General features: G+C 64.0%; 20 protein-coding genes. 13 read left to right on the forward strand and 7 right to left on the reverse strand.

Annotated elements, in window-relative coordinates; translation table 11 throughout:
• Window positions 1-228: 228 nt before the first annotated feature.
• The 3 genes from P0D70_RS30070 to P0D70_RS30080 form a co-directional block, all read right to left on the reverse strand.
• Window positions 229-450, reverse strand: a complete 222-nt coding sequence (locus tag P0D70_RS30070; protein WP_095419203.1) for a hypothetical protein — start codon at window positions 448-450, stop codon at window positions 229-231.
• 156 nt (window positions 451-606) lie between these two features.
• Window positions 607-1689 (reverse strand): glycosyltransferase family 2 protein, encoded by a 1083-nt coding sequence (locus P0D70_RS30075; protein WP_408187157.1) that lies wholly within the window; start codon window positions 1687-1689, stop codon window positions 607-609.
• A 213-nt stretch (window positions 1690-1902) separates the two neighbouring features.
• Window positions 1903-2082 (reverse strand): hypothetical protein, encoded by a 180-nt coding sequence (locus tag P0D70_RS30080; RefSeq protein ID WP_177204973.1) that lies wholly within the window; start codon window positions 2080-2082, stop codon window positions 1903-1905.
• A 598-nt stretch (window positions 2083-2680) separates the two neighbouring features.
• Here P0D70_RS30080 and P0D70_RS30085 point away from each other — a divergent pair.
• The 5 genes from P0D70_RS30085 (at window position 2681) to P0D70_RS30105 (ending at window position 8092) form a co-directional block, all read left to right on the forward strand.
• Window positions 2681-3712 (forward strand): ABC transporter substrate-binding protein, encoded by a 1032-nt coding sequence (locus P0D70_RS30085; protein ID WP_408187158.1) that lies wholly within the window; start codon window positions 2681-2683, stop codon window positions 3710-3712.
• Between the two features lie 67 nt (window positions 3713-3779).
• The gene (locus P0D70_RS30090) at window positions 3780-4826 is read left to right on the forward strand and encodes a Rieske 2Fe-2S domain-containing protein (RefSeq protein WP_408187159.1); all 1047 of its coding nucleotides are present in this window, start codon (window positions 3780-3782) and stop codon (window positions 4824-4826) included.
• 2 nt (window positions 4827-4828) lie between these two features.
• Window positions 4829-5662, forward strand: a complete 834-nt coding sequence (locus P0D70_RS30095) for an ABC transporter ATP-binding protein (protein ID WP_408187160.1) — start codon at window positions 4829-4831, stop codon at window positions 5660-5662.
• A 170-nt stretch (window positions 5663-5832) separates the two neighbouring features.
• Window positions 5833-6591 (forward strand): ABC transporter permease, encoded by a 759-nt coding sequence (locus P0D70_RS30100; protein ID WP_408187177.1) that lies wholly within the window; start codon window positions 5833-5835, stop codon window positions 6589-6591.
• A gap of 43 nt (window positions 6592-6634) precedes the next feature.
• Window positions 6635-8092 (forward strand): isoxanthopterin deaminase, encoded by a 1458-nt coding sequence (locus P0D70_RS30105; RefSeq protein WP_408187161.1) that lies wholly within the window; start codon window positions 6635-6637, stop codon window positions 8090-8092.
• An 88-nt stretch (window positions 8093-8180) separates the two neighbouring features.
• On the opposite strand, the gene P0D70_RS30110 is transcribed toward P0D70_RS30105, so the two are convergent.
• Entirely contained in the window at window positions 8181-10166 is a 1986-nt protein-coding gene (locus P0D70_RS30110) for a hypothetical protein (RefSeq protein WP_408187162.1), read from the reverse strand.
• A 631-nt stretch (window positions 10167-10797) separates the two neighbouring features.
• Here P0D70_RS30110 and P0D70_RS30115 point away from each other — a divergent pair.
• Window positions 10798-11049, forward strand: a complete 252-nt coding sequence (locus P0D70_RS30115) for a DUF1488 family protein (protein WP_091800441.1) — start codon at window positions 10798-10800, stop codon at window positions 11047-11049.
• 40 nt (window positions 11050-11089) lie between these two features.
• Here the strand turns inward: P0D70_RS30115 and P0D70_RS30120 are convergent, their stop codons facing one another.
• Window positions 11090-12019, reverse strand: coding sequence for a LysR family transcriptional regulator (locus tag P0D70_RS30120; RefSeq protein WP_091793789.1), 930 nt, complete (start codon window positions 12017-12019; stop codon window positions 11090-11092).
• Window positions 12020-12311: 292 nt separating this feature from the next.
• Window positions 12312-13712, reverse strand: a complete 1401-nt coding sequence (locus P0D70_RS30125) for a DHA2 family efflux MFS transporter permease subunit (RefSeq protein WP_408187163.1) — start codon at window positions 13710-13712, stop codon at window positions 12312-12314.
• A 161-nt stretch (window positions 13713-13873) separates the two neighbouring features.
• On the opposite strand from P0D70_RS30125, the gene P0D70_RS30130 reads away from it, so the two are divergent.
• The 3 genes from P0D70_RS30130 to P0D70_RS30140 all read left to right on the forward strand — a co-directional run bounded on the left by P0D70_RS30130 (window position 13874) and on the right by P0D70_RS30140 (window position 17823).
• A complete protein-coding gene (locus P0D70_RS30130) occupies window positions 13874-14734 on the forward strand; it encodes a LysR family transcriptional regulator (RefSeq protein ID WP_408187164.1) in 861 nt (286 codons plus the stop codon).
• A gap of 229 nt (window positions 14735-14963) precedes the next feature.
• Complete coding sequence (locus P0D70_RS30135; RefSeq protein ID WP_408187165.1) at window positions 14964-16538, forward strand: methyl-accepting chemotaxis protein; 1575 nt, start codon at window positions 14964-14966, stop codon at window positions 16536-16538.
• Window positions 16539-16773: 235 nt separating this feature from the next.
• Complete coding sequence (locus tag P0D70_RS30140; RefSeq protein WP_408187166.1) at window positions 16774-17823, forward strand: NAD(P)/FAD-dependent oxidoreductase; 1050 nt, start codon at window positions 16774-16776, stop codon at window positions 17821-17823.
• A gap of 80 nt (window positions 17824-17903) precedes the next feature.
• On the opposite strand, the gene P0D70_RS30145 is transcribed toward P0D70_RS30140, so the two are convergent.
• Entirely contained in the window at window positions 17904-18140 is a 237-nt protein-coding gene (locus P0D70_RS30145; protein WP_408187167.1) for a hypothetical protein, read from the reverse strand.
• A gap of 194 nt (window positions 18141-18334) precedes the next feature.
• Between P0D70_RS30145 and P0D70_RS30150 the strand changes: the two genes are divergently transcribed.
• The 4 genes from P0D70_RS30150 (at window position 18335) to P0D70_RS30165 (ending at window position 22969) form a co-directional block, all read left to right on the forward strand.
• Window positions 18335-20308, forward strand: coding sequence for a PAS domain-containing hybrid sensor histidine kinase/response regulator (locus tag P0D70_RS30150; RefSeq protein ID WP_408187168.1), 1974 nt, complete (start codon window positions 18335-18337; stop codon window positions 20306-20308).
• Between the two features lie 193 nt (window positions 20309-20501).
• The gene (locus P0D70_RS30155; protein ID WP_408187169.1) at window positions 20502-21689 is read left to right on the forward strand and encodes an acyl-CoA dehydrogenase family protein; all 1188 of its coding nucleotides are present in this window, start codon (window positions 20502-20504) and stop codon (window positions 21687-21689) included.
• A 24-nt stretch (window positions 21690-21713) separates the two neighbouring features.
• Window positions 21714-22319, forward strand: a complete 606-nt coding sequence (locus tag P0D70_RS30160; RefSeq protein ID WP_091793802.1) for an SAM-dependent methyltransferase — start codon at window positions 21714-21716, stop codon at window positions 22317-22319.
• Window positions 22316-22969, forward strand: a complete 654-nt coding sequence (locus P0D70_RS30165) for a glycosyltransferase family 2 protein (protein WP_408187170.1) — start codon at window positions 22316-22318, stop codon at window positions 22967-22969. Before P0D70_RS30160 ends, P0D70_RS30165 begins: the two co-directional genes overlap by 4 nt.
• The last annotated feature ends 116 nt before the right edge of the window (window positions 22970-23085 follow it).

Below are 23085 nucleotides of genomic sequence, written 5' to 3' on the forward strand. Positions count from 1 at the left end.
CTGGTACGTCACTGCGCTCTGCGCGATTGCCGGGCTCGTCTCGCTGCGTATGCGCGATCCGTCGAAAGAAGGGTATTTGCGTCACGAACCTTGAATCTGCAAAGCACCATAACGCACCGTTAGGCACGACCGCAGCGGTTCGCGAGCGGCGTTCCAGGGAGACCCGGAGCGCCGGTTTCGCGGCTTTAACGCTTTGAGCGGAAGGCGTATCGACCGCGCGGCGCACGCTCACGCAACGATGATCTCGGTGCCCAACGCGTGCAGCAGATCGCGCAGCGCTTCGGCCTGCGCCATTTTCGCGCCGCTGCGCAAGTGAATCTGCAGCGCCCGCCCGGTGATTCCGTCGACGGGTTGCGCGAGCCACAACTCCACTGCGAGCCCCAATCCTTCAGGCTGGTTGACGACGACCGGTTCGATCACACGCGGCTTGAAACAGGCACTGTCGGACATGGCGTATCGCCTCAGGTCTGGTGATGGATCACACCTATCCTAGTCAGCGTGTTGCGTGAGACCAAGCAACAAATACGCGTTTGCTTAGCAGCGGATGCTTAGCAGAAAACCCGCTTATTGCCCTCGCGCTGACCGGCGTCCAGCGCCAGCGCCGCGTTACACCGGCTCCGAATGATCGCTCGCGAACTCCGGGACCAACTCCTTGACGACGGCGGCCGGATCCACGCTCACCGCGGGCGCCGTAGCCACCGCAGCGACCGCGGCCGCCGCCACGGCCTGCTGGCGCGCGCTCAACGCGCCACGCGCGAGCATCAGAAGATGGTAGTAAAGCCGCGCGTTCAGCCCATAGCGGTACGCGAACAGATGGGCGAAGGCGACCTTGAATCCGGCGAGCGCCTGACGGTTCTTCGCGTGAGCCGACACCACGATCGGCGCGAGACGGCGCAACGCCAATCTGCGCGACGGCTCGAGTTGCGCCGGCAGCTTCAATGCCTTGACGTACGCATACGCGCAGAGCGTCGCCGCGGCCGTCGTGCCGCGCGTGCTGTGCGAGATCGAGCTTGCCGTCTTGCGATACACGGACACGTAGTCGTGCAGGTAGAAGACCTCGCGCGCCGCGAGACACAGCTCGGTGCCGAACACGAAGTCGCAGCACACGCCGTACGTGTCTTTGTAGCCGATCCGTTTCACGAGTTCGGCGTTGGCCATCCAGCCGTTGTTCGGGAACATCTGAATGAGCCCGGTTCTACCCGGCAGGGATTGCAGGCCCTCGGCAGCCTTCGAGCGTCGAAACGCGGCGTTCAGCTTCGCGCTCGCCGCGAAATCGATGGCGCCGCCATGGTCGGCTTCATACTGATCGCCGAATGCCACTTCGAGTCGCGGATGCAGCGTCCATAGCGACAGGAGTTTTTCGACGCCGTCCGTGGTGAGCAGGTCGTCGTCGTGGATCAGCAGAATCTTGTCGCCGCTCGCCCGCCTGAACAGGTTCGCGACGTTGCGCGCCTGGCCGAGGGAAGGCTGATTCCTCATATAGCGCACGCGTGGCTCGCGTGCATAACGCGCTGTGATCAACCGCTCCGTGCGCCTGTCCGCCGAGTCGTCGCCGATCAGGATTTCCAGATTGCCGTAGCTTTGCGTCAGGCACGAGTCGATGCACGTCACGAGCAGATCAGGGCGGTCGCAAGTGGGCAGACAGATGGAAACCTTGGGGTGGGTGGAGGGGGTCGAAGTGATGGACATAAGCGTCGCCTTTGTTATCTGTTGAGGGGCGGCAGCTGGTCCGCTTGACGCACACGTCGCTGCAAGCAGAAAAATAGTCCATCACACCAAAAAAATAATCGGTAAAAATAAGGAAGAAATGTTTGCCGTATGAAAGCGCGCTGAAGGGGAATATTTATGCGGCTTCGCTGAAAAAAAAGCAGCAAAGCCGCTCGCCCTCCAACACGGACGATTTCAACTAACCGAGGGTTCTCCCTCGCCGGGTTTTTTGCCCGGACGGTCTGCGGGCGACTGATTGCGGCCCTCGTCGTCGCGTTCCGGCAGCTTGCTTTTCTCGTTGTCGCTGTGCACGACCGGCTGCGGATGCTCCATATCAGCCGGTTTCTGATCGCCACGCACTTTCGTTTCGCTCATGTTTCTCTCCTGATTGGATGACATGTTCGATGCAGCAAGCGGCAGGCCCGGCTCGCGATCCGGCGCGCCACGAGCGAAGCACTCGCATCTTGTCTGCACCTGGACAGTGCCGGCGCGCATCGCCCGAGTGCAGTCGTACGCCAGTGCGACGCGGCCGCCGCTGACGCATTGCGCCTGAACGCCCACTGCACGCGTGGCATGCTGCTTCGCAGCAGCTGGCACAACATTCGCTTAAAGGAAAATCAGAGTAGAAGCGGCTAGCGAGCCGGCATGTCCATGCCGGTCACCGTGGGGCATTGCTCTTGGGGCGCATCGTGCGCCCACGTCGAAGCAATTCGGCGTTTGAACGGAACTGTCCGGTTCCGCCAACAAGGAGCGTGCGATGCAGTTGCCCCGAATGTTCACCCGACTGTTGTGCATTACCGCAATCACACGCGGCGAGCTGCGTTCGCTTGTGCGTTCGCTCGTGCGTTCATCCATGCTTCGTATCGATCGAGCATGCGCGCAGCGCGGCAGTCACATCGCCCGTTCCCTGTACGGCATTCAGCCTTGCCTTCTCACGATTCCAACTCTTCCCACATTCACACGGAGTTCAGTCATGCGCGTGTTGCATCTTCTCTCCCGCATTGCAGTGTCCGCTCGTTCAATCGCAGCCCGTGCCGCCGGCGCCGCCGTCCTGGCCGGCGCTGCGCTCGGCGTATTCGTTGCGCCGCCGGCTCACGCCGACGACCACGTCAGCCTGCTGACGAGCTGGTATGCGCAGGCCGAGCACGGCGGTTTCTATCAGGCCGTCGCGACCGGCATCTACAAGAAATACGGGCTCGACGTCACGATCAAAATGGGCGGTCCGCAGGTCAACGGCATGCAGTTGCTGGCCGGCGGGCAGGCGGACTTTCTGCTCGGCTACGACTTCCAGGTGCTCTCCAGCGTGGAAGCCGGCATTCCCGTCACCACCGTGGCCGCCGCGTTCCAGTACGACCCGCAAGGCATGATGACCCACGCCGACGTGACCAGTCTCGCCGGCCTGAAGAACAAGACGATCCTCGTCGCCGGTTCGGGCCGCACGACGTGGTGGCCGTGGCTGAAGGCGAAGTACGGCTACACCGAGGCTCAAGCGCGTCCGTACACCTTCAACCTGCAGCCGTTCTTTGCCGATCCGAACGTGGCGATGCAGGCGTATCCGTCGTCGGAAACGTTCCAGGCGGAGCAGGCTCATGCGAACGCGCACTTCTTCCTGTTCGCCGATGACGGCTATCCGCCGTACAACTCGACCATCGTCACGATGCGCGACACGATGAAAAACAAGCCGGACGTCGTGGCGCGTTTCGTGAAGGCGTCGATGGAAGGGTGGAAGAGCTATCTGAACGATCCCGCACCAGGCAATGCGCTGATCAAGAAAGACAACCCGCAGATGAGCGACGCCCAACTCGCCTACGGCGTGGCGCAACTGAAGAAACTCAAGCTCGTAACCGGGGGCGATGCGGCCACGCAAGGCATCGGCACGATGACCGACGCGCGCTGGAAAAAGACCTTCGATTACATGGTCGACGCGAAACTGCTCAAGCCCGCTACCGACTATCACGCGGCCTACACGCTGCAATTCATTCAGAACGCAAAGGTGATGCCTTGAGGCCGGCCCTCCACGCAGACATCGCACCTCGCCCCAACGCCTGAACGCCTGAAAGAAGGAGCATCACATGCTGGTCACCCGTCAAAACGTCCTGCGCCGCTTCTGGTACGCCATCATGCCGATGGCGCAACTCGACGCCGGACCGCAGCCCTTCACCTTGCTCGGCGAGCCGATCGTGTTATGGAAAGGCGCGGGCGGCAAGCCGCATGCGTTGCGTGATCGCTGCTGCCACCGCACGGCGAAACTGTCGAAGGGATTCGTCGATAGCGACGGCAATATCGCCTGCGGCTATCACGGCTGGACCTACGACTGCTCGGGCCAATGCGTGAAGATTCCGCAGAACGGCGGCGGCGCGATTCCGTCGCGAGCCGTGGTGCCGTCATATCGCTGCGAAGAACGCTACGGCTACGCGTGGGTCGCGCTAGAGGACCCGTTGCAGCCCATCCCCGAGTTTCCCGAAGACGGTGCGCCCGGCTATCGCCGCATCCTGCAGTTTTACGAGCGTTGGGAAACGAGTCCGCTGCGCATGATGGAAAACTCGTTCGACAACTCGCATTTCAGCTTTGTGCATAAAGGCAACTTCGGCCTGTTCGACAATCCGAAACCGTCGAAGTACGAATTCCGTCCGCACGATTGGGGCTTCGAAGCCGAGACGCATGTGCCCGTGCGCAATCCGCCGGCGAGCTACCGCATCACCGGCACGACCGAGGAAGTCACCGAGCGGCATCTGATCAACCGCTGGTTCATGCCGTTCGCGCGGCGCTTTGGCTGCGTGTATCCGGCGAGCGGTATCCATCACATCATCTACAACTGCGCGACGCCGATCGACGACCGCACGCTGATGCTGTCGCAATGGCTCTATCGCAACGACACCGAAGACGCGTGTTCGACGCAGGAACTGATCGACTGGGATCGCCCGATCACCGACGAAGACCGCGACATTCTCGAAGCCACCGACTACGACGCGTGCATCGACGTGCGGCGTCAGCAGGAGTGCCATATGGAATCGGATCAGCCCGGCTTGCTGATGCGCCGCATGCTGCTCAAGCTACTGAACGATCATGGCGAGTCCGAAGTATTTCGCGAAGTATTGCCCATTCACGTGGAGGAATGATCATGGCGGCGACTCAAGCCTTTATCGCTGACGTGGCCGCGCCGTCGCTCTCGGTGCAGCGCGTCGACAAGCGCTATGCGAACGGCACGATCGCACTGGAGGACGTGCGCCTCGCCATCGAACCCGGCGAGTTCGTTTCGCTGCTCGGCCCGTCGGGTTGCGGCAAAAGCACGCTGCTGAAAATGTTTGCCGGCATCGAAACGCCCACGCACGGCCATCTGCGCTGGTGGGGGCAAGCGTTCGAGACGGTCGGCTCGCCGGGGCGGCGCATGTCGATGGTGTTTCAGGAGGCGACTTTGATGCCGTGGGCCACGGTCGCCGACAACGTGCGCTTGCCGCTCGATCTCGCGCATGTGCCGCGCCGCGAAGCCGACGCGCGCGCGGCCGCTGCGCTCGAAGGCGTGGGGCTCGCAAAATTCGGCCACGTGCTGCCGCGTGAATTGTCGGGCGGCATGCAGATGCGCGCGTCGCTGGCGCGCGCGCTCGTGACCGAGCCGGATCTGCTGCTGCTCGACGAGCCGTTCGGCGCGCTCGACGAATTCACCCGCAACCGCCTCGACAGCGATTTGCGCGCGTTGTGGCAGCGGCGCGGCATGACGGTGGTGTTCGTCACGCACAGCATTTACGAGGCGGTGTATCTGTCGAGCCGCGTGGTCGTGATGCAGGCGCGGCCGGGCCGCATCATCGCCGAAGTGCCGATCGAAGGTCCGCTTGAACGCGACGACGCCTATCGCGTCAGCGAGCCGTTCATGCAGCATTGCAAGACGCTCTCGGAGTTGATTACCGATGCGCATCGCGCGTCGTTGGCGAACGAAGAAACAGGAGTGCAATCATGACGGGCGAAGTGCTTGCGGGTCATTCGGGCAAGTCGGGACGCGGGGCGGCTGCCGCGTCGCCGACTGCGGCAGCTGCGGCTGCAGCGCAGGGCGCAGGGCAGCGTGCGAAATCCGCCGCGAGGCCGGCTACCAGTTCCCAGCGGCAGCCGTGGTTGCAACGCCCCGGCGTGATGAAGGCCATCGCGCCGTGGATGGTCGGCGTCGTGGTGCTGGCGTGCTGGCAAGCCTGGTGCGTGGTGATGAAGGTGCCGGCGTATCTGGTGCCGTCGCCGTCGGCGATCGTGAGCGAGTTGGTGCAGGACGCGCCGCTGCTGTTCGGCAGCCTGCTCGCGACCCTGAAGATCACGCTGTTGGCGTTCGCGCTGGCCACGGTGCTGGGCGTCGTCATCGCGTTGCTGTTCGTGCAGAGTCCACTGATCGAAGCGAGCCTCTTTCCCTACGCGATCCTGTTGCAGGTCACGCCCGTCGTGGCGATCGCGCCGTTGATCATCATCTGGGTCAAGGACATGAACGTCGCGCTGGTCTTGTGCGCGACGCTGGTGGCGTTGTTCCCGATCATCTCGAACACGGTGCTCGGCTTGCGCAGCGTGAACCCCGGCTTGATCAACCTCTTCAGGATCAATCGGGCGACCCGCTGGCAGACGTTGGTGCGTTTGCGGATTCCGAGCGCGTTGCCGTATTTCTTCGGCGGCCTGCGCATTTCGAGCGGGTTGTCGCTGATCGGCGCGGTGGTGGCGGAGTTCGTCGCCGGTACGGGCGGCAGCGGCGCGGGGCTCGCCTATCAGATCTTGCAGGCGGGTTTTCAGCTGAATATTCCGCGTCTGTTCGCGGCGCTGCTGCTGATCACCGTGACGGGCGTGGTGCTGTTCGCCATCACGGCGTGGGTGTCGCGCGCGGGTTTGCGCGGCTGGCACGACAGCCAGCTTTGAATGACGCGGTCTCGAACTCAGTTTCACACTCTCGCTCGAACTCATGACGACACACGACACAACACAGCACACGACACCTGGCACGCTGATCCGCAACGCGGCGGCGATCATGACTGGCGGCCGCGGCTCGGCCGACGATCCCGCGCGCGTGAGCGGACCTGACATTCGCATTGTCGGCGACACGATCGATGCGATCGGCGCGCTCACCCCGCGGCCGGGCGAGACGATCGTCGACGCCACCGATTGCGTCGTCTATCCGGCATGGGTCAACACGCATCATCATCTGTTTCAGTCGCTGCTCAAGGGCGACACGGCGGGACTGGACGCCACGCTCACGCCGTGGCTCGCCGCGACGCCGTATCGCTTCCGGGCGCTCTTCGACGAGCGGCGCTTCCGGCTCGCGGCGCGCATCGGCCTGATCGAACTGGCCCGCTCGGGCTGCGCGACGGTGGCCGACCACAACTACGTGTACTACCCGAACATGCCGTTCGACAGTTCGGCGATTCTCTTCGAAGAGGCCGGGAAGCTCGGCTTGCGTTTCGTGTTGCTGCGCGGCGGCGCGACGCAAACGCGCCAGCTCGAGGCCGAACTGCCGACCGCGTTGCGCCCTGAAACACTGGACGCCTACATCGCCGATATCGAACGGCTCGCCGCCCGTTTCCACGACCCGTCGCCGCGCGCGATGCAGCGTGTCGTGATGGCGCCGACCACCGTGCTGTATTCGATCTCGCCTGCCGAAATGCGCGCGACGGCGGCGGTGGCGCGCCGCCTCGGTCTGCGTCTGCATAGCCATCTCTCGGAGACGGTGGGCTACCAGGACAGCGCGCATGCGATGTACCGGCAATCGCCGGTTGCATTTTGCGGCGAGCACGACTGGCTCGGCAGCGACGTCTGGTACGCGCATCTCGTCAAGGTCGATGCCGACGAGATCGCGCTGCTGGCGCAAACCGGCACGGGCGTCGCCCATTGTCCGCAGAGCAATGGGCGCCTCGGCAGCGGCATTTGCCCGGTGCGCGAAATGGCCGACGCGGGTGTGCCGGTGTCGATCGGGGTCGACGGAGCGGCGTCGAACGAAGCGGCCGACATGATCTCCGAAGTGCACATGACATGGCTCGCGCAACGCGCGCGGCGCGGCATGCTCGCGCAGCCCACGTTTCGCGGCGGGAGTTTCGAAGGCGGCGCGAACGCCGCGAGTGTGGCCGATGTGATTCACTGGGGCACGGCGGGTGGCGCGCGGATCATGGGCCTCGACGAAGTGGGCAGGATTGCGGTGGGTTTCGCCGCGGATCTCGCGGTATATCGGCTCGACGACCCGCGCTATTTCGGCTTGCACGATCCGGCGATCGGGCCGGTGGCGTCGGGCGGCAGGCCATCGCTCGCGGCGCTGTTTTCTGCTGGAAAGCGCGTGGTGGCCGATGACCGGATCGACGGTGTCGATCTCAAGGAACTGGCGCGCGAGGCGAGGGCGGCTGTGCGGGAGTTGCTGGAGGAGGTGGTGTGAAGCGACACCGCCGACAGTGTGTGGTGAAACGCGAACCTGTCGGCGGCGCAGCCGATGCGGCCAGTGCTGCCGCATCGGCTGCCGCTGACTAGTGCAGCAACTGGCTCAGTTCAAACTGCGCTACCCCGATCTGCGTCTGAAGTTGTCTTTCCATTTGCTGGTATTGGTGCCGCCGGTCGTTGAGTTGGTGGATTTGGGGCAGTAGAGTGTTCAACTCCCCTCTCAGTTTCGCCATATCATCGTTGAAGCGGGTGAGCTCCGCGCGAATGGTTTGCCTTCGATCACGGAGCTCGCGAATGCGCATGTCCACTTGCGGGTCGTGAGGCTGACCTGTGCTTTCGAGTTGTTGAAGCTGGGCGATCAGGTTGGCGCTCTCCTGTTCTGTCTGATTTTTCCGCTGCAGCAGGTCCGCCTTCCGTTGTTCCGTGGTTGTTTGAAGCCCGCGTATCTCCTCGAGCCTTCGCGCGGTCGACAGCACATCCTGCGTGACGGTGTGCAGTTGCGTTCGCAATTGATCCATTGTCTGTTGTGCCTGCTGGATCTGGTAGGCCTTCTGCTCGTCGCCCACGGCAGCGGTTCGTTCTCTGAACTCGTTTCCGCCGCCTCGCAGGCCGACAGCGTCATGCGGCTTCCAGCTGCCGTCCGGCCGACGCTCGATCGGCACGCCCGGCTCGGCCGGTTTGTCTGGTTGCACGACGCGCCACGTCTGGTTGGCCGTGTCGTAGCGCACCGGATAGCTCTGGCCGTGATCCTGAATGTACCTCTGCCCCTTCGAATCGATCAGGACTCCGGCGTGCGCCGGGTCCGGCTGCAACGTGCCTGAAGGTTGTGCCGCGTAGCGCGACGGCAGCACGGGCGTATCCGGCGCGTGTTGATGGGCGGATCCGGTGGGGCTCGGGTCTTTCGTCTCGCTGCCGCTGCCCGCGAAATTGCGCTCGAACACATCCACCGAACCGGCGGGCAGCGACGCAGACGGCTCGGGGTGGAGCGCGCCGCCAGTGGACGAAGGGTGCTCGCCGACGCCGGGGAGGTGTTCCCCTTCGGGTCCCAGACCGCCGAGCAACAGGCCGCCGATTGCCGTTCCGGCGTCGATCAGGCCCACCTGTCCACGGCTCAATCCGCCATGATCGGGAAATTCGGCATCGAGCAACCTGGTCGCCAGCCAGTCCGCGCCCGGGATCGGCGACAGGTCGGCGAACACGCGGCCAACGCCGTAGAGAATCTTGTCGGCAAGGCCGGGAACATCCTCGCGCAGCATTTCGCGGTTTTTCCCGTCGATGTCCTTGAGCGCGCCGCCGTAGTTCTTCGCGAGATTGTCCACGTAGTCCTTGTCGGGTGCAGGTGGATTGTTGGCGACGTCCTCGAAGGTCTGCGGCTTTTCAACGTGGCTCAGGCCCTCTCCGGGCTTGTCCATCGTCGTCAGCGCCTGGTCCTGCAAGGCCTGCATGCGACGATGTATCGACGAAGTTCGATCCGTCATGCCCTGCTGGAACGTCAGCAGATCTTGCGCGATCTGCTCAGGCGGGCGCTGACGCGCCGATGATGTGGCGCGCTCCTGGCTCGAATAGCCGTCGTCGGAAAGCAGCTTCTCCATTACCGACTGGTACGGGAAGGTCTTCGCATAGGCGGGCTTGCGCGTATCGTCATCCCAGTCGGGATCGTCTGAGGTTTTCGGCAGTTTGATTTTGTCAGGCTTGTACTGCTGCGCCGCGTCGAGAATGTCGTTCACGCGGGCGGCCGAATCGTTCCATGACTTCTGAGTCGCCGCGTAGACGTCGCCAGCCTTGTTGAGGATATCGCGCTGCATATCAGTCTTGATCTTGACGGCCTGCGCGAAGCTGGCCTCGCGTTGCTGCGCTGTCGCGGCCGGTGCGCTGAATGCGCTGTACTGGTCGCGCAACTGCTGCAAGCGTTGCGTGCCGGCGTCGCCGAGCAGCCCGGCGCCAGTCGGCATATTGAACACGGCATTCATGCGTTTGAGCGGATCGGCGCGAGTCAGCTCCAGCTGGGAAATCACGTCTGCTTTAAGTTGCTGGATAGCGGCGTCACGTTGGGCGTCCGGTTCGCCGATCACGGCTTTCGCCCGCGCGGCGAAGCCCTCACGGGTTTCCTCGTCCATCTGCGCCGTAGCGGCCGCGAGACCCTCCAGACGTATCCGCGCGTTAGCGAAGCCTCGCGGGTAGCCGGTCGTCAGCAGGTTCGTCGTCGATTCCTGAGCTTGCGTTACTTTCGTGTCGTTTGCGTAGTTGATCGATTGGTTGCCACCGTCATACTTGTTCAGCATGGTTTGGGCGAATTCGGCCGGCGTGGTCGTGTCTTTCGGCGCCACGGTTGCGAGCTTCGGGGCGACAGCGTTGTGCTGGCTCGGCAGCCTGCCGGGTGCGTTCCCGGACGGAATGCGAAAATCGGAGACGGAGTTTGTCATAGGGCATTTCGTTATGTTTAAGGGACGCTGCGTTGCAACCCATTGAGGCGGATTGCCATAACGATGAAAACACCTCGGACAGGGCGCCGTGTGTTACCGGAGGATGACCACGCGAGCGCGACGCGCATCTCCGGTGACTGCCGTCGAACGAAAAAGCGCAAGCCTTGCAGCGCAAGGCCAACTCTAGAACACGCTGACCTCCACACTTACAAACAAGCGCTTGACCATGCCCGTCATTCAGCGCACCGTGGACGAGAACCCTTTCTCGCGGGAGTACGAAATGTCCCTCAACTTCCCGAACCCAAGCCGCAGCTATGACGCCTCGCACCACTGCGTCAATTTTTGGGGCTACGACAATGCGCGCGAAATCGCTTTCGTCGTCACCCGTTCGGTGATTTCTAATCTGAGCCCCAGTGTGGGCGCCGACGAACCGGCCGTGCTTGCGGCGTTCGACCGGCATCGCGAGCAAATCCTGACGCTCGCTCGCGGGCTGTATCTCGGCGGCCCGCAAAACCGCTACACGATTTCCTGACGCGGCACGGCGTGCCGCGCAAACGTCGCCGAAGCGAGACTCAGGCCGCCGGTTCGCGCGGCGCGCCGCCCGTGAGCGAAACGACAAATTCGAAAAACGCACGGACCTTTGCGGGCGGATGATGCCGCGAAGGATAGAGCGCATACAGCGGATACAGCTCGTCGCCCCAATCCGGAAAGAGCTCGACCAGTTTGCCGCTCGCCATGAGCGATTCGGCGCCGAGCGCGAGAATCTGCGCGACGCCCTGACCGGCTGCGCAGGCACTATGCAAGGTGCCCACGTCGTTGACGGTCAAACGGCCTTGCGGCGTAATCACGGTCTTTTTGCGGCCGCGATGAAATTCCCAGCTGAACGGGTAGCCCGTCAGCGGATCGCGGAATTTGATGCACACATGCTTGCCGCTTTCGAGTTCGGCCGGATTCACCGGATGCCCATGCTTCTTCAGATACGACGGCGCGGCCACGGTGAGAATCCGTGTGTCCAGCAGCTTGCGGGCAATCAGCGTCGATACTGGCGGATCGCCGAAACGGATCGCGAGATCGAAACCGTCGGCGACCATATCGCCCAACTGGTCGCGGGTGATCAGTTCGAGCTGCAGGTCGGGGTGCCGGTCGACAAACCCGCCCAGCCTTGGCCCAAGCACGAGCCGCGAAAAGAACGGATCCATGTTCACGCGCAAACGTCCGCGAACAGCGGTCGCGCCCTGCGCGGCGGATGCCGCGGCTTCTTCGAGTCCACCCAGAAGCGGCACGATCTGTTCGTAGAAGCGCCGGCCTTCGTCGGTCAACGCGACCGAGCGCGTGGTGCGATCGAAAAGCCGGATGCCGAGCCGCGCTTCGAGCCGTGCGACCGAACGGCTGACCCCGGATTGCGACATGTCGAGCGCTTCGCCAGCGGCCGCAAAACTGCCGCAATCGACGATCGCCGTCAAGACGCCCATGCCGTTCAGCATGCGCTCGTCAAATGGCATGTGAGAGTCCTTTGTTATGCATTAATGCGTGACATGCTAACGCGAAAGTCCGTTTGAATTCACGCGCCAAAACGGGGAAACGCCGCCTGGTAAGGCGGACGAATGATGTCATGTCATGAGTGGAGTGACAGCCGCGCTACCGCGTCAATCACGCTGCGGGCGTCAATCTGCATGAGCTCGTCCGATGCAACAGGAACATGCGGCTCTCGTCATGCATTGGGCATACTTGGATGGAATAGCGGACAACGCGGAATCGCGCGTATTTTTGTTGCGCGCGCCGTCGATGGTCTCGTTAGCGGCCCGCGCCTTGGGTCGCTTGCGCGCGCACGGTGCGCGAGGCAGGTGTTTCGTCGAGGTGACGAAACACCCAGGCCGATACGAGCGTGATCACGCCGACACACACGAAGGCGAGCCGAAACCCGAGCGCCGCCGATCCCACCTGCGCGGAGAAGAGATTCACGAGGCCGCCGCCGATCGACACGCCCAGCCCGATCGCGAGCATCTGCACCATGGAAAAGAGGCTGTTGCCACTGCCGGCGTCGGCATGCGAGAGGTCTTTGAGCGTGACGCTGTTCATCGCCGCGAATTGCATGGAGTTGGACGCCCCGAACACCGCCAGAATCGCGATCCCGACCACGAGCGGCGTGTCGCGCGTGATCAGTGCAAAGGCTACGATCGACGAGCCGACGATCACGGTATTGACGAGCAGGAACGTGTCATAGCCATAACGGCGCACGAGCGGCGCGATCCAGCGTTTGGCGACGGTGCCGGCCAGCGCCGCGGGCAGCATCATCAGCCCCGAATGCAGCGGCGAATAGCCCAGTTGCAATTGCAGCAGCAAGGGCACGAGGAACGGCACGGCACTCGAACCGATGCGGCACACCAGGTTGCCGATCAGACCGACGCTGAAATTCGGCTCGCGAAAGAGCGATAGCTTGAAGAGCGGATTGGCGCGGCGCCTCGCGTACGGAATGTAGGCGAGCGCGCTCACGGCGGCGAGCACGAAGAGCGCCGCCGACCATGCCAGCCGATGCGTCGGCATGGGCGCGTCGACGGCGAGCGAAAACGCGATCATGCACAGCGACAGCAGCGCGCAGCCGATGAAGTCGAACGGCGGCGCCTGGGTTTCGCCATGCGCCGGCAGGAAGCGTTGCACCGCATACAGGCCCACGGCGCCGATCGGCACATTGATCAGGAAAATCCAGTGCCACGTGATCGCCTGCACGAACCAGCCGCCGAGCGTCGGCCCGGCGATCGGCCCCAGTTGTCCCGCGACCGAAATGAACGCGAGTGCCGCCACGTACTGCTCGCCCGTCACGCTGCGTAAGACCGCGAGCCGTCCGATCGGCAGCAGCATCGAGCCGCCCACACCTTGCAGCACACGCGCCAGCACCAGCTGGCCGAGCGTATGCGCGCTCGCGCAGCAGATCGAGCCGATCACGAACAGGAGGATTGCCACGAAATAGACGCGCCGCGTGCCGAAGCGGTCGGCGAGCCAGCCGGAGGCCGGCGTGAGCATCGCCATGGTCAAGGTGTACGCGACCACGATCGGCTGCATGGCGAGTGGCGCGACGTGCAGGCTGTTTGCAATCGACGGCAACGCCGTATTGACGATCGTCGTGTCGAGCGACTGCATGAAAAAGCCGGCGGCGACGATCCACAGCAGTGCGGTCTGGGAAGAATCCTTGGTCATCTTTAACGGGCGGCGGGGCGGCGGTATGAGCGGGCGGCCGCCGGGACCGGAGCATTCGGTGGGGCAATTCCGTCATCATATTGACATCCTCGTCAATCGGGAACCCCACTAGGGGCGCTGACTGTTATCGACTTTGCCGATAACCGGCGCGACAATCGCTCATGCTCAATCCCATCTGGCTCAAGACCTTTTCGACCGTCGCCTCGTGCCACAGCTTTACCGAGGCGGGACGGCGGCTCGACCTCACGCAATCGAGCGTCAGCGAACACATCCGAAGGCTCGAAGAGAGCGTCGGCCGGCGCCTGTTCGTGCGCGACACCCATTCGCTTGCCATGACGCCCGACGGCGAAGCCATGCTCGCGCACGCCAGCGTGATTCTGCAGGCGCTGGCGCGGGCGGAGTCGCAGTTTCGCGCGCCGCGTCTGAAAGGCCGCGTGCGGCTCGGTTCCTCGGACGATGTCGCGCTCGGCCCGCTGCCGACGGTGCTGGCGGCCTTTCGCAACGCGCATCCGGATGTCGAACTGGAAATCACTATCGGCATGACCGGCAAGCTGTACGAACTGCTCGATGCGGGGGCGATCGATCTGCTGGTCGGCAAAAGGCGGCTCGGCGACCGGCGCGGCGTGCCGCTCTTCACCGGACGGCTGGAGTGGCTGGCGCGCGCCGGCACGCTGGTCGACCTGAGCCAGCCGTTGCCGCTGATTCTGGTCGCGGAGCCGAGCGTGACGCGGGCCGTCGTGCTCGACGCGCTCGCCGAGGCCGGCTTCAGCTGGCAACTGGTGTGTACGAGCAGCAGTCACGCAGGTTGTATCGCGGCCGCGCGCGGCGGGCTCGGCATCACGGTTCGTCCGCAGTATCTGGCCGCGCGGGGGCTTGCGCCGCCGCTGAACACGGCGAGTCTGCCGGTGCTGCCGTCGGTGGAATTCATCGCTCTCGCGGCAAAACGGTTGAGCCGGCCGGCGGGCACGTTGCTGAAGCTGCTGCATGACAGTGATTTGCGCGGCTCCTGGATCGGCGAGTGAGGTTGTTGTGCGTTTGCCGCGCTCTGCCAAATATTATTTTTTCGGCTGGATGCGAGTCGCTATACTTTCCATATACGGTTATTTGTTCCATTTGTGGAACATAGATCGCCGAGTCGAATAATCAGAGTTGCCAGGTGCAAGGCGTGGGAATCCACCGCCTTTTCACCGTGCGCGGGGGCCGCACTTCAAAAGCCAGAGCGCCAAACCAGCCAGAGCGATAAAAACCACGATGACCAGGAACTTGACCATCAACTTGCGGATCGCGATCACCATCGCGTTTCTTGGCGTATTGCTGACCGCTACCGGCGTGCTCGGCATTCTCGGTATGAACGAAAGCAACGAGGCGCAGCGCGACGCTTACTCGGTTCATTTCGCCTCGGTCGTCGCGCTCGGCAAATCAGGTACGGCAATGTCGCGGGCGCGTTTCGGACTCGACTGGGCGATGAGCAATCCGCACTCGCCGCAACTGACCACGCAACTCGAGCGCGCCCGCATGCTGCTCGGCGAGTCGGACAAGTGGTGGAACACCTTTCGCGACCTGCCGAAAACGCCCGAACTGCGGCGCCTCACCGAGGATCTCGACGCTAAGCGCACCGCCGTGCGTCGCGACGGTATCGACAAACTGATCGAAGCGATCCGTACGGGCGACGCGAGCTGGATGGACGAAAGCCGCGCGAATCATCTGATCGGCCTATATACGGCAATGAACGCGAGTCAGGGTGATCTGGAGAACTATCTGAACCAGCAGGCGAGCGACGCGAACGAGCGCTCCGCCACGCTCTTTCATACGCTCCTGTACGCGAGCATCGGCAGCATTCTGGTGGGGCTCACGGTAGCGTTCATCAGTTGGCGCACGTTGCGCCGCGCGATCATGGCGCCGCTGAACGACGCGCTGCGCCAATTCGATGCGATTGCCGCCGGCGAACTGACGACCCAGGTGCCGATTCGTTCGAACGACGAAATGGCGACGCTGTTGCGCGGCGTCGCGTCGATGCAGGACAAACTCGGCGCGACCGTCACCACCGTGCGGGCCGGTTCGCATTCGATCGCCTCGTCGACGCAGCAGATCGCCGCGGGCAATCTCGATCTGTCGCAACGCACCGAGGAACAGGCCGCGTCGCTCGAAGAAACCGCGGCGGCGATGGAGCAGCTCACGTCGACCGTGCAACTGAATGCCGGGAACGCGCAGCACGCGAGCGAACTCGCGTTGCGCGCCTCGGAGATGGCCGCGCGCGGGCGCGATTCGGTCGGCAGCATGGTCGAGACGATGCGCGTGATTCACGCGGGCTCGTCGAAGATGACGGGCATCATCACCGCGATCGAAGGCATTGCGTTTCAGACCAATATCCTCGCGTTGAACGCGGCCGTGGAAGCCGCCCGCGCCGGTGAAGAAGGGCGCGGTTTCGCGGTGGTGGCGGGCGAGGTGCGCAGTCTCGCCCAGCGTTCGGCGGCGGCCGCGAAGGAAATCGGTTCGCTGATCGCGGAGTCGACCTCGCGCGTCGAGAGCGGCGCCGGGCTCGTCAACGAGGCGGGCGAAACGATGCAGGAAATCGAAGCCGCGGTCGGGCGCGTGGCGCGCCTTGTCGGCGAGATCGCGACGGCCTCGCAGGAGCAGAGCGAAGGGATCAAACAGGTGAGCCTCGCCGTCACGCAGATGGACGAGGTCACGCAGCATAATGCCGCGCTGGTCGAGGAAAGCGCGGCGACCGCCAACTCGCTCGCGGATCAGGCGCGGCAATTGAGCGAATTGACCGCGGCCTTCAAAGTCGCGAGCGATACGGCGCGGCACGAGGCCGTTTATTAAGCGGCCTTCGGGCGGTGGGGATCGGCCAGGCTGCATTTCGAGCAGCCTTCAAGCAGAGGCGTTCGGCGAGACCGCTTTCTAAATCGCGTTTGAGCTGCCGCGCTCACGCCGGTCACGCGCGCAACGTCATCCGTATTTCGCCGCGCCGAGCACCCTTACCGATGGTAATGGCATCGTTGCCGGGCTTCGGGCGATTCTGTATGGTGGGTCATCCATTTATCCGAAGAGAGCGCGCATGACATCCGCCGCCAACCAGCCACCGTCGCCGATCCGCACCGACGTTTTGATCGTGGGCGCGGGCCCCGTCGGGCTTTTTGCCGCTTTCGAGGCAGGCGTGATCGGCCTGTCGTGCCAGATCGTCGACGGGCTCGACAAGATCGGCGGCCAATGCATCGAGCTCTATCCGGACAAGCCGATCTACGATATTCCCGCCATTGTGTCCTGCACGGCGCGTGAACTGGTCGAGCGCCTACTTGCGCAATGCAAGCCGTTCGACCCGCCGATCCATCTCGGTCAGCGGGTTGAGTCGGTCGAGCAGGGCGGCGACGGGCGCTGGACAGTCCGTACCGATCGCGGTCTCGTGTTCGATGTCGCCGCGATCCTGCTGGCGGCCGGCAACGGCGCGTTCGTGCCGCAGAAGCTGGCGCTGGCCGAAGCGGTGCCACTGGAGTCGCGTTACGTGCATTACAGCGTGCCGCGTATTGCCGATTTCACCGGCAAGACTGTGGTGGTAGCAGGCGGCGGGGACTCCGCGCTCGACTGGGCGTTGGCGCTGCGCAAGGTCGCGCGGCGGGTGACGCTGGTGCATCGGCGCAGCGGTTTCAGTGCGGCGGATTCGAGTGTCGAGTCGATGCGGCGCGCGGTCGAAGCGGGCGAGATGGACTTCATGGTCGGCGCGATTGCGGGCCTCCAGGTAGAGGACGATGCATTGAAGTCGATCACCTTGCGGCATATCGAGGGCGAGACGCAACTCGCGGCCGAGCACATCGTCGCGTTATATGGACTGGTTGCCGATCTCGGACCGATCGCGCAATGGGGGCTGTCGATTCACGCCGGCCGTGTCGATGTGGATACCTCCAACTACGAGAGCTCGCGGCCCGGCATCTTCGCGGTTGGCGACATTGCCAATTATCCCAACAAGCAGAAACTGATTCTGTCGGGTTTTCATGAGGCGTCGCTGGCACTGCGCAAAGCATACGCGTACGCGTATCCGGAGAAGAAGCGCGTGCACGTCCACTCCAGTTACGACGCGAAGCTGGCGGAAAAGGTCAGCGCTGCCGGTTAAATGTGCCGCGAAACTAGCGCATCGAGATCGGCCCGGTAGTGATCGGGAGAGGTCACTACCGGCTCTTTTCTACACGCCTTTCACTTCCCTGCGGATTCGCTGGCGCCGGCCGCCGCGCTGGCTTCCTTGTCCTTCTTTTTGGCCTCGTGGTGGCCGATTGCGCAACCCGCCGCCGCGCCCGCTACGCCGTGATCACCCGCAACGTGGCCGGCTACGCCGCCCACTACCGCGCCTTTGGTGCAGCCTTCCGCTTGCGCTGCGGTGTAAGTGAATGCCAATGTTGCAGCAAGGGCGAGGCTGGTAAATGCTCTTTTCAATTGCAACTCCTGTTCGTTTGATGATGGTGCGATCAGGCAGTAGCAATCGGGAGGCCTGGCCCGCCAGCTGGTGTTTTTCCACGTGGATTGCGGCGCGAAGCCCGCCGGCCAGTCCTTTGTTGGCACACCATAAACGGATGCGGCCAGCGGATGCCGGTGTATGCTTTTGCACGTAACCCTCATCCTTTGAAATCATGAAACAGCTCGATGTCCCTTCTACCGGTGAAAACGGCGAACCTGCCAAGGCTGCGGCGCCGGCTCGCATGAACCCGGCTGCCGATGTCGATTACTGGTCTCTGGTGCAGGCGATCGAAGACTATGCAATCTTCCTGCTCGATGCGACCGGGCGGATCGTCAGTTGTAATGGCGGGGCACTGAAACTGGCGGGTTACACAGACACGGATATTATCGGCGAGCACTTTTCGCGCTTCTACACCGAGGAAGCCGTGGCGCGCGGCTGGCCCGCCTACGAACTGCAACAGGCGTCGCTCACCGGCCGTTTCGAGGACGAAGGCTGGCGTGTCCGCAAGGACGGCTCGACCTTCTGGTCGAACGTCGTGATCACGGCGATCCGCAACGACGCCGGCATTCTTACCGGCTTCGCCAAGATCACGCGCGACCTGACCGCGCAACGCGAGTACACGGAAGCGCTTCGGCAAAGCGAAGAGCGTTTCCGTTTGCTGGTCGACTGTGTCAAGGACTACGCGATATTCATGCTCGATCCGCAAGGCTATGTGGTGAGCTGGAATGCCGGCGCCGCGCGCATCAAAGGCTATACGCGCGATGAAATCGTCGGTCAGCATTTCTCGGTGTTCTACGTGCCGGAGGAAGCGGCGGCGGGCAAGCCCGCGCGTGAACTGGCGCTTGCCCGGCAGCTCGGCCACGTCGAGGACGAAGGCTGGCGGGTGCGCAAGGACGGCACGACGTTCTGGGCCAACGTCAACATCACAGCGATACATGACGAATCGAACCGGCTGTGTGGTTTCGCCAAGGTCACGCGCGATCTGACCGAGCGGCGTCAGCGCGAAGAACTGGAGCGTTCGGGCGAACGCATGCGTCAGTTCCTCGCGACCCTCGCGCATGAATTGCGTAACCCGCTCGCGCCGGTGCGCAATGCGATCGGGGTGATGCAACTCGAAACCGGTGTCAGCCCCACGCTCGCGCGTTCGCGCGATCTGATCGACCGCCAGGTTACGCACCTCACTCGGCTTGTCGATGATCTGCTCGATGTCGGCCGCATCATGTCTAACAAGGTCGAGCTGCGCCTCGGCCGCATCGATCTGGCCGAGGTGGTGGCGCGCGGCGTCGAGGCAGCCCGGCCGTTTACGGACGCGCACGAGCAGCGCGTCGTGCTGCTTATGCCGGTCGAGCCGATCTTCGTTCGAGGCGATATGACGCGTCTCGTCCAGGTGCTGCAGAACCTCTTGCACAACGCGTCGAAATTTTCGCCGGTGGGCAGTGTGATTGAAATTTCGTCCCGCATCGATTTTCACATGGCCGTGCTCGAAGTGCGCGATAGCGGTTGCGGTATTCCTCTGCGCTCGCTCGACAAGATCTTCGAACTGTTCGCCCAGGAAAAAGATGCGCAGAGCTCGGGCGAAGGCGGGTTGGGCATCGGCCTCACGCTGTGCAAGTCACTCGTCGAGATGCACGGCGGCAGCATTGTCGCGAGCAGCGAGGGGCCGGGCAGCGGCAGTACGTTCACGCTGAGTCTGCCGCTGGCCGCCGCGCCGTCCGATGCAGCCAACGACGAGGCGAATGCGGCAAGCGGTCAGGTCGCGCCGTTGCGCATTCTGCTGGTCGACGACAATCGCGATTCCGCCGACAGTCTCGCGATGCTGCTCGAACTCAAAGGCCACGAAGTGCGCATTGCCTACGAGGGCGAGCAGGCGCTGCAGGTCGCGCCGCGCTTCGCGCCGCACCTCGCCGTGATCGACATCGCGATGCCGAAGATGGACGGCTACGCTACCATCGCGGTGCTGCGCAAGATGCCCGCGCTCGCCGATACGATGTACGCCGCGATGACCGGTTTCGGCCAGGCGTCGGATCGCGAGCGCACCCGCGGGGCCGGTTTCCACGCGCATCTCGTGAAGCCCGTGGAACTCGCGTTGTTCGATACGTTGCTCGCGGAGGTCGAGGCGCGGCGTAGCGGGCGCGCTACTGGCTAGCGCTCGAATCAGCCCGCGCTTCCTTCATTCCAGAGCGCGACAACAGTCTGCGCGTGCTTCCGCTTTCCTGAAGAAACCTTGGCGTGCTCCGCCTTTCGCCGGCTGAGGCACGCCGCTTGCTGTCCGCCTCGTATGGCCGGCGGTCCCTTTTGAGGATCTGCCGGCAATCGATCGAACAGCTTCAGGAGGCACGATGCTCGATACGCGTGAACGTGGGGCCGGCGTCACTACCCGGCCGCCGCACGGCTCCGGCCTGATCACCCCCGAGGCTCCGCAAAACGCGGGGCGTCGCGCGCGCACGGAAGCGAAACTTGCCGGATCGCTCGAAGATTATCTGCATGGCACGCGTTTCGATCCGAACGACTCCGTCGCCTTGGGCGGCGTGTTGAGCGCGCTGGTCGAACGCGGCTATGACCGTGCGCCGGTCGTGCCCTTGCCGGGCCACGGCGAGACGCTCGCGCGCTGGCGCGCGCTCGCCGCGGTGGCGGCGTGCGATCTCGGCCTCGTCAAACTGTTCGAAGGGCACACTGACGCGCTCGCTATTCTCGCGGAATTGCACGGCCCGGAGGCGCCGGCGGGAAGCCGCTGGGGTGTGTGGGCCGCCGAGCCGCCCGACGCGCGCGTCCAGGCCGTCAAAGTAGGATTCCGAAGCGATGGCGAAGGCCTTCATCTTACCGGTACGAAAGCGTGGTGCTCCGGCGCCGCTGTCGTCACGCATGCGCTCGTGACCGCGTGGCTGGATGGCGAACCGGTGCTTGCGGCCGTGGCGATGGATCAGCCGTCGATCACGATCGATACGTCGAAATGGCAAGCCGTCGGCATGCAGGCCACGGCGAGCGCCGACGTGACGTTCAACCAGGCTTGTGCAACGCTGGTGGGTGGCGCGCACGACTATGTGCGCCGGCCGGGCTTCTGGCACGGCAGCGCCGGTATCGCGGCGTGCTGGTACGGCGCCGCCGCGCAAATCGGCCGGATGCTGCGTGAAGCGTCCACGCAGCGCGCGGACTCGCATCGGCTTGCGCATCTCGGTGCGGTCGAGGTCGCCTTGGCCGGCGCCGCTGCGGTATTGCGCGAGACCGCGGCGCACATCGACGCCAATCCGCTGGCCGATTCGCAGCGCGAGGCGATGCGTGCCCGCCTCGTGGTGGAAGAAGCCGCCAGCGCCGTGATGAATCATGCAACGCGTACGCTCGGGGCTGGCCCGTTGTGCCGCAATGCGCGCTTCGCGCGTGCGCTGGCGGACCTGCCGGTGTTTCTGCGGCAGAGCCACGCGGAGCGCGATCTTGCCGCGCTCGGTGAGTTGAGCGCCGCCGCGGAAGCGGACGAGGCGGGCAAGGGCGGTGATGATCGCGATGCCGGAGGTGCCCCGTGGATGCTCTGACACCCGTCACGGAGGGCCGCTGACATGAGCTCGCCCGCCACCTACTTCGATGAACTCTATCAACAGAGCGACGATCCGTGGAAGCTGCGCGAAGGCTGGTACGAACGCCGCAAGCGCTCGCTCACGCTCGCGCTGCTGCCGCGTCCGCGCTACCGGAACGCGTTCGAACCCGGCTGTGCGAACGGCGAACTGACGGTTGAACTGGCGAGGCGCTGCGACATGCTGCTCGCCGCGGACCTGCACGCGCGCGCCGTGCAGTTGACGCGCGAGCGCGTCGCCGGCGCGCCGCAGGTTCGTGTCGAACAGCGCACGGTGCCGGGCGAGTGGCCAACCGAGGCCGGCCCGTTCGATCTGATCGTGATTAGCGAATTCGCTTACTACCTCGACGCCGCGGAACTCGAAACGCTGGCTTCGCGAGTCTCCGCGTCGCTCACGACGGACGGCACGCTGCTCGCCTGTCACTGGCGCCGGCCCTTCGCCGAAGCGCTCGAATCCGCGGACGCCGCGCATGCGTTGTTCGATGCACGCTGCGGCCTTTCGCGTCTCGCGCATCACGATGAAGCCGATCTGTTGATCGACGTCTGGTCGCGCGACGCCCGTTCGGTCGCGCAGCGCGAGGGGCTCCTATGATCGGCGTGATCGTTCCGGCGCATAACGAAGAGGCGTTGCTGGCGCCTTGCCTTGCGGCCCTGATCGAGGCGTCGCGCCACGAGGATCTGGCGGGGGAAACGGTGCGCATCGTGGTGGTGCTCGACGACTGCGACGACTTTACCGGAGCGATCGCGCGTGCTTACGGTGTCGAGACGCTCACACTGAAGGCGCGCAATGTCGGCATTGCGCGTGCGAGCGGAGCGGACTTCCTGCTGGCGGATGGCGCGCGCTGGCTCGCGTTTACCGACGCCGACAGCCGCGTGTCGCCGGGTTGGCTGGTCGCCCAGCTTTCGCTCGACGCGGACGCGGTGTGCGGCTCGATTGCCGTCGACGACTGGACCCCGCATCCGCACAGCGTACGCGAATATTTCCGCAAGACTTACGTGGATGCGGACGGTCATCGACATATTCACGGTGCGAACCTCGGCGTATCGGCCGACGCGTACCGGCGCGCGGGTGGCTTTCCGCCGCTCACGTGCAGCGAGGATGTCGCGCTGGTGGATCGGCTGATCGCGATAGGTGCGCGTATCGCGTGGAGCGCGGCGCCGCGCGTGATTACGAGTGCGCGTGCGGCAGCTCGCGCGCGAGGTGGTTTCGGCGATACGTTGGCGGGGTGGGCGGTTGGTTGAAGCGGTGGGGTAAAGCGGTGCTCACAAGCAGTCGGCTAAAGCGACCGCATAAGGCGTACGGAGCCGCCCAATGTCTCCGGCGCGCGTAATCAACACTCGACTAATCCGGCAGTACG

The sequence above is a fragment of the Paraburkholderia sp. RL17-381-BIF-C genome, from assembly GCF_046026435.1.
Taxonomy (GTDB): Bacteria; Pseudomonadota; Gammaproteobacteria; order Burkholderiales; family Burkholderiaceae; genus Paraburkholderia.

What these genes read in the sequence shown, in the direction of transcription:
- P0D70_RS30070 (WP_095419203.1), bottom strand. Translation starts at nt 450, where the DNA reads ATGTCCGACAGTGCCTGTTTCAAGCCGCGTGTGATCGAACCGGTCGTC.
- P0D70_RS30075 (WP_408187157.1), bottom strand. Translation starts at nt 1,689, where the DNA reads ATGTCCATCACTTCGACCCCCTCCACCCACCCCAAGGTTTCCATCTGT.
- P0D70_RS30080 (WP_177204973.1), bottom strand. Translation starts at nt 2,082, where the DNA reads ATGAGCGAAACGAAAGTGCGTGGCGATCAGAAACCGGCTGATATGGAG.
- P0D70_RS30085 (WP_408187158.1), top strand. Translation starts at nt 2,681, where the DNA reads ATGCGCGTGTTGCATCTTCTCTCCCGCATTGCAGTGTCCGCTCGTTCA.
- P0D70_RS30090 (WP_408187159.1), top strand. Translation starts at nt 3,780, where the DNA reads ATGCTGGTCACCCGTCAAAACGTCCTGCGCCGCTTCTGGTACGCCATC.
- P0D70_RS30095 (WP_408187160.1), top strand. Translation starts at nt 4,829, where the DNA reads ATGGCGGCGACTCAAGCCTTTATCGCTGACGTGGCCGCGCCGTCGCTC.
- P0D70_RS30100 (WP_408187177.1), top strand. Translation starts at nt 5,833, where the DNA reads ATGAAGGCCATCGCGCCGTGGATGGTCGGCGTCGTGGTGCTGGCGTGC.
- P0D70_RS30105 (WP_408187161.1), top strand. Translation starts at nt 6,635, where the DNA reads ATGACGACACACGACACAACACAGCACACGACACCTGGCACGCTGATC.
- P0D70_RS30115 (WP_091800441.1), top strand. Translation starts at nt 10,798, where the DNA reads ATGTCCCTCAACTTCCCGAACCCAAGCCGCAGCTATGACGCCTCGCAC.
- P0D70_RS30120 (WP_091793789.1), bottom strand. Translation starts at nt 12,019, where the DNA reads ATGCCATTTGACGAGCGCATGCTGAACGGCATGGGCGTCTTGACGGCG.
- P0D70_RS30125 (WP_408187163.1), bottom strand. Translation starts at nt 13,712, where the DNA reads ATGACCAAGGATTCTTCCCAGACCGCACTGCTGTGGATCGTCGCCGCC.
- P0D70_RS30130 (WP_408187164.1), top strand. Translation starts at nt 13,874, where the DNA reads ATGCTCAATCCCATCTGGCTCAAGACCTTTTCGACCGTCGCCTCGTGC.
- P0D70_RS30135 (WP_408187165.1), top strand. Translation starts at nt 14,964, where the DNA reads ATGACCAGGAACTTGACCATCAACTTGCGGATCGCGATCACCATCGCG.
- P0D70_RS30140 (WP_408187166.1), top strand. Translation starts at nt 16,774, where the DNA reads ATGACATCCGCCGCCAACCAGCCACCGTCGCCGATCCGCACCGACGTT.
- P0D70_RS30150 (WP_408187168.1), top strand. Translation starts at nt 18,335, where the DNA reads ATGAAACAGCTCGATGTCCCTTCTACCGGTGAAAACGGCGAACCTGCC.
- P0D70_RS30155 (WP_408187169.1), top strand. Translation starts at nt 20,502, where the DNA reads ATGCTCGATACGCGTGAACGTGGGGCCGGCGTCACTACCCGGCCGCCG.
- P0D70_RS30160 (WP_091793802.1), top strand. Translation starts at nt 21,714, where the DNA reads ATGAGCTCGCCCGCCACCTACTTCGATGAACTCTATCAACAGAGCGAC.
- P0D70_RS30165 (WP_408187170.1), top strand. Translation starts at nt 22,316, where the DNA reads ATGATCGGCGTGATCGTTCCGGCGCATAACGAAGAGGCGTTGCTGGCG.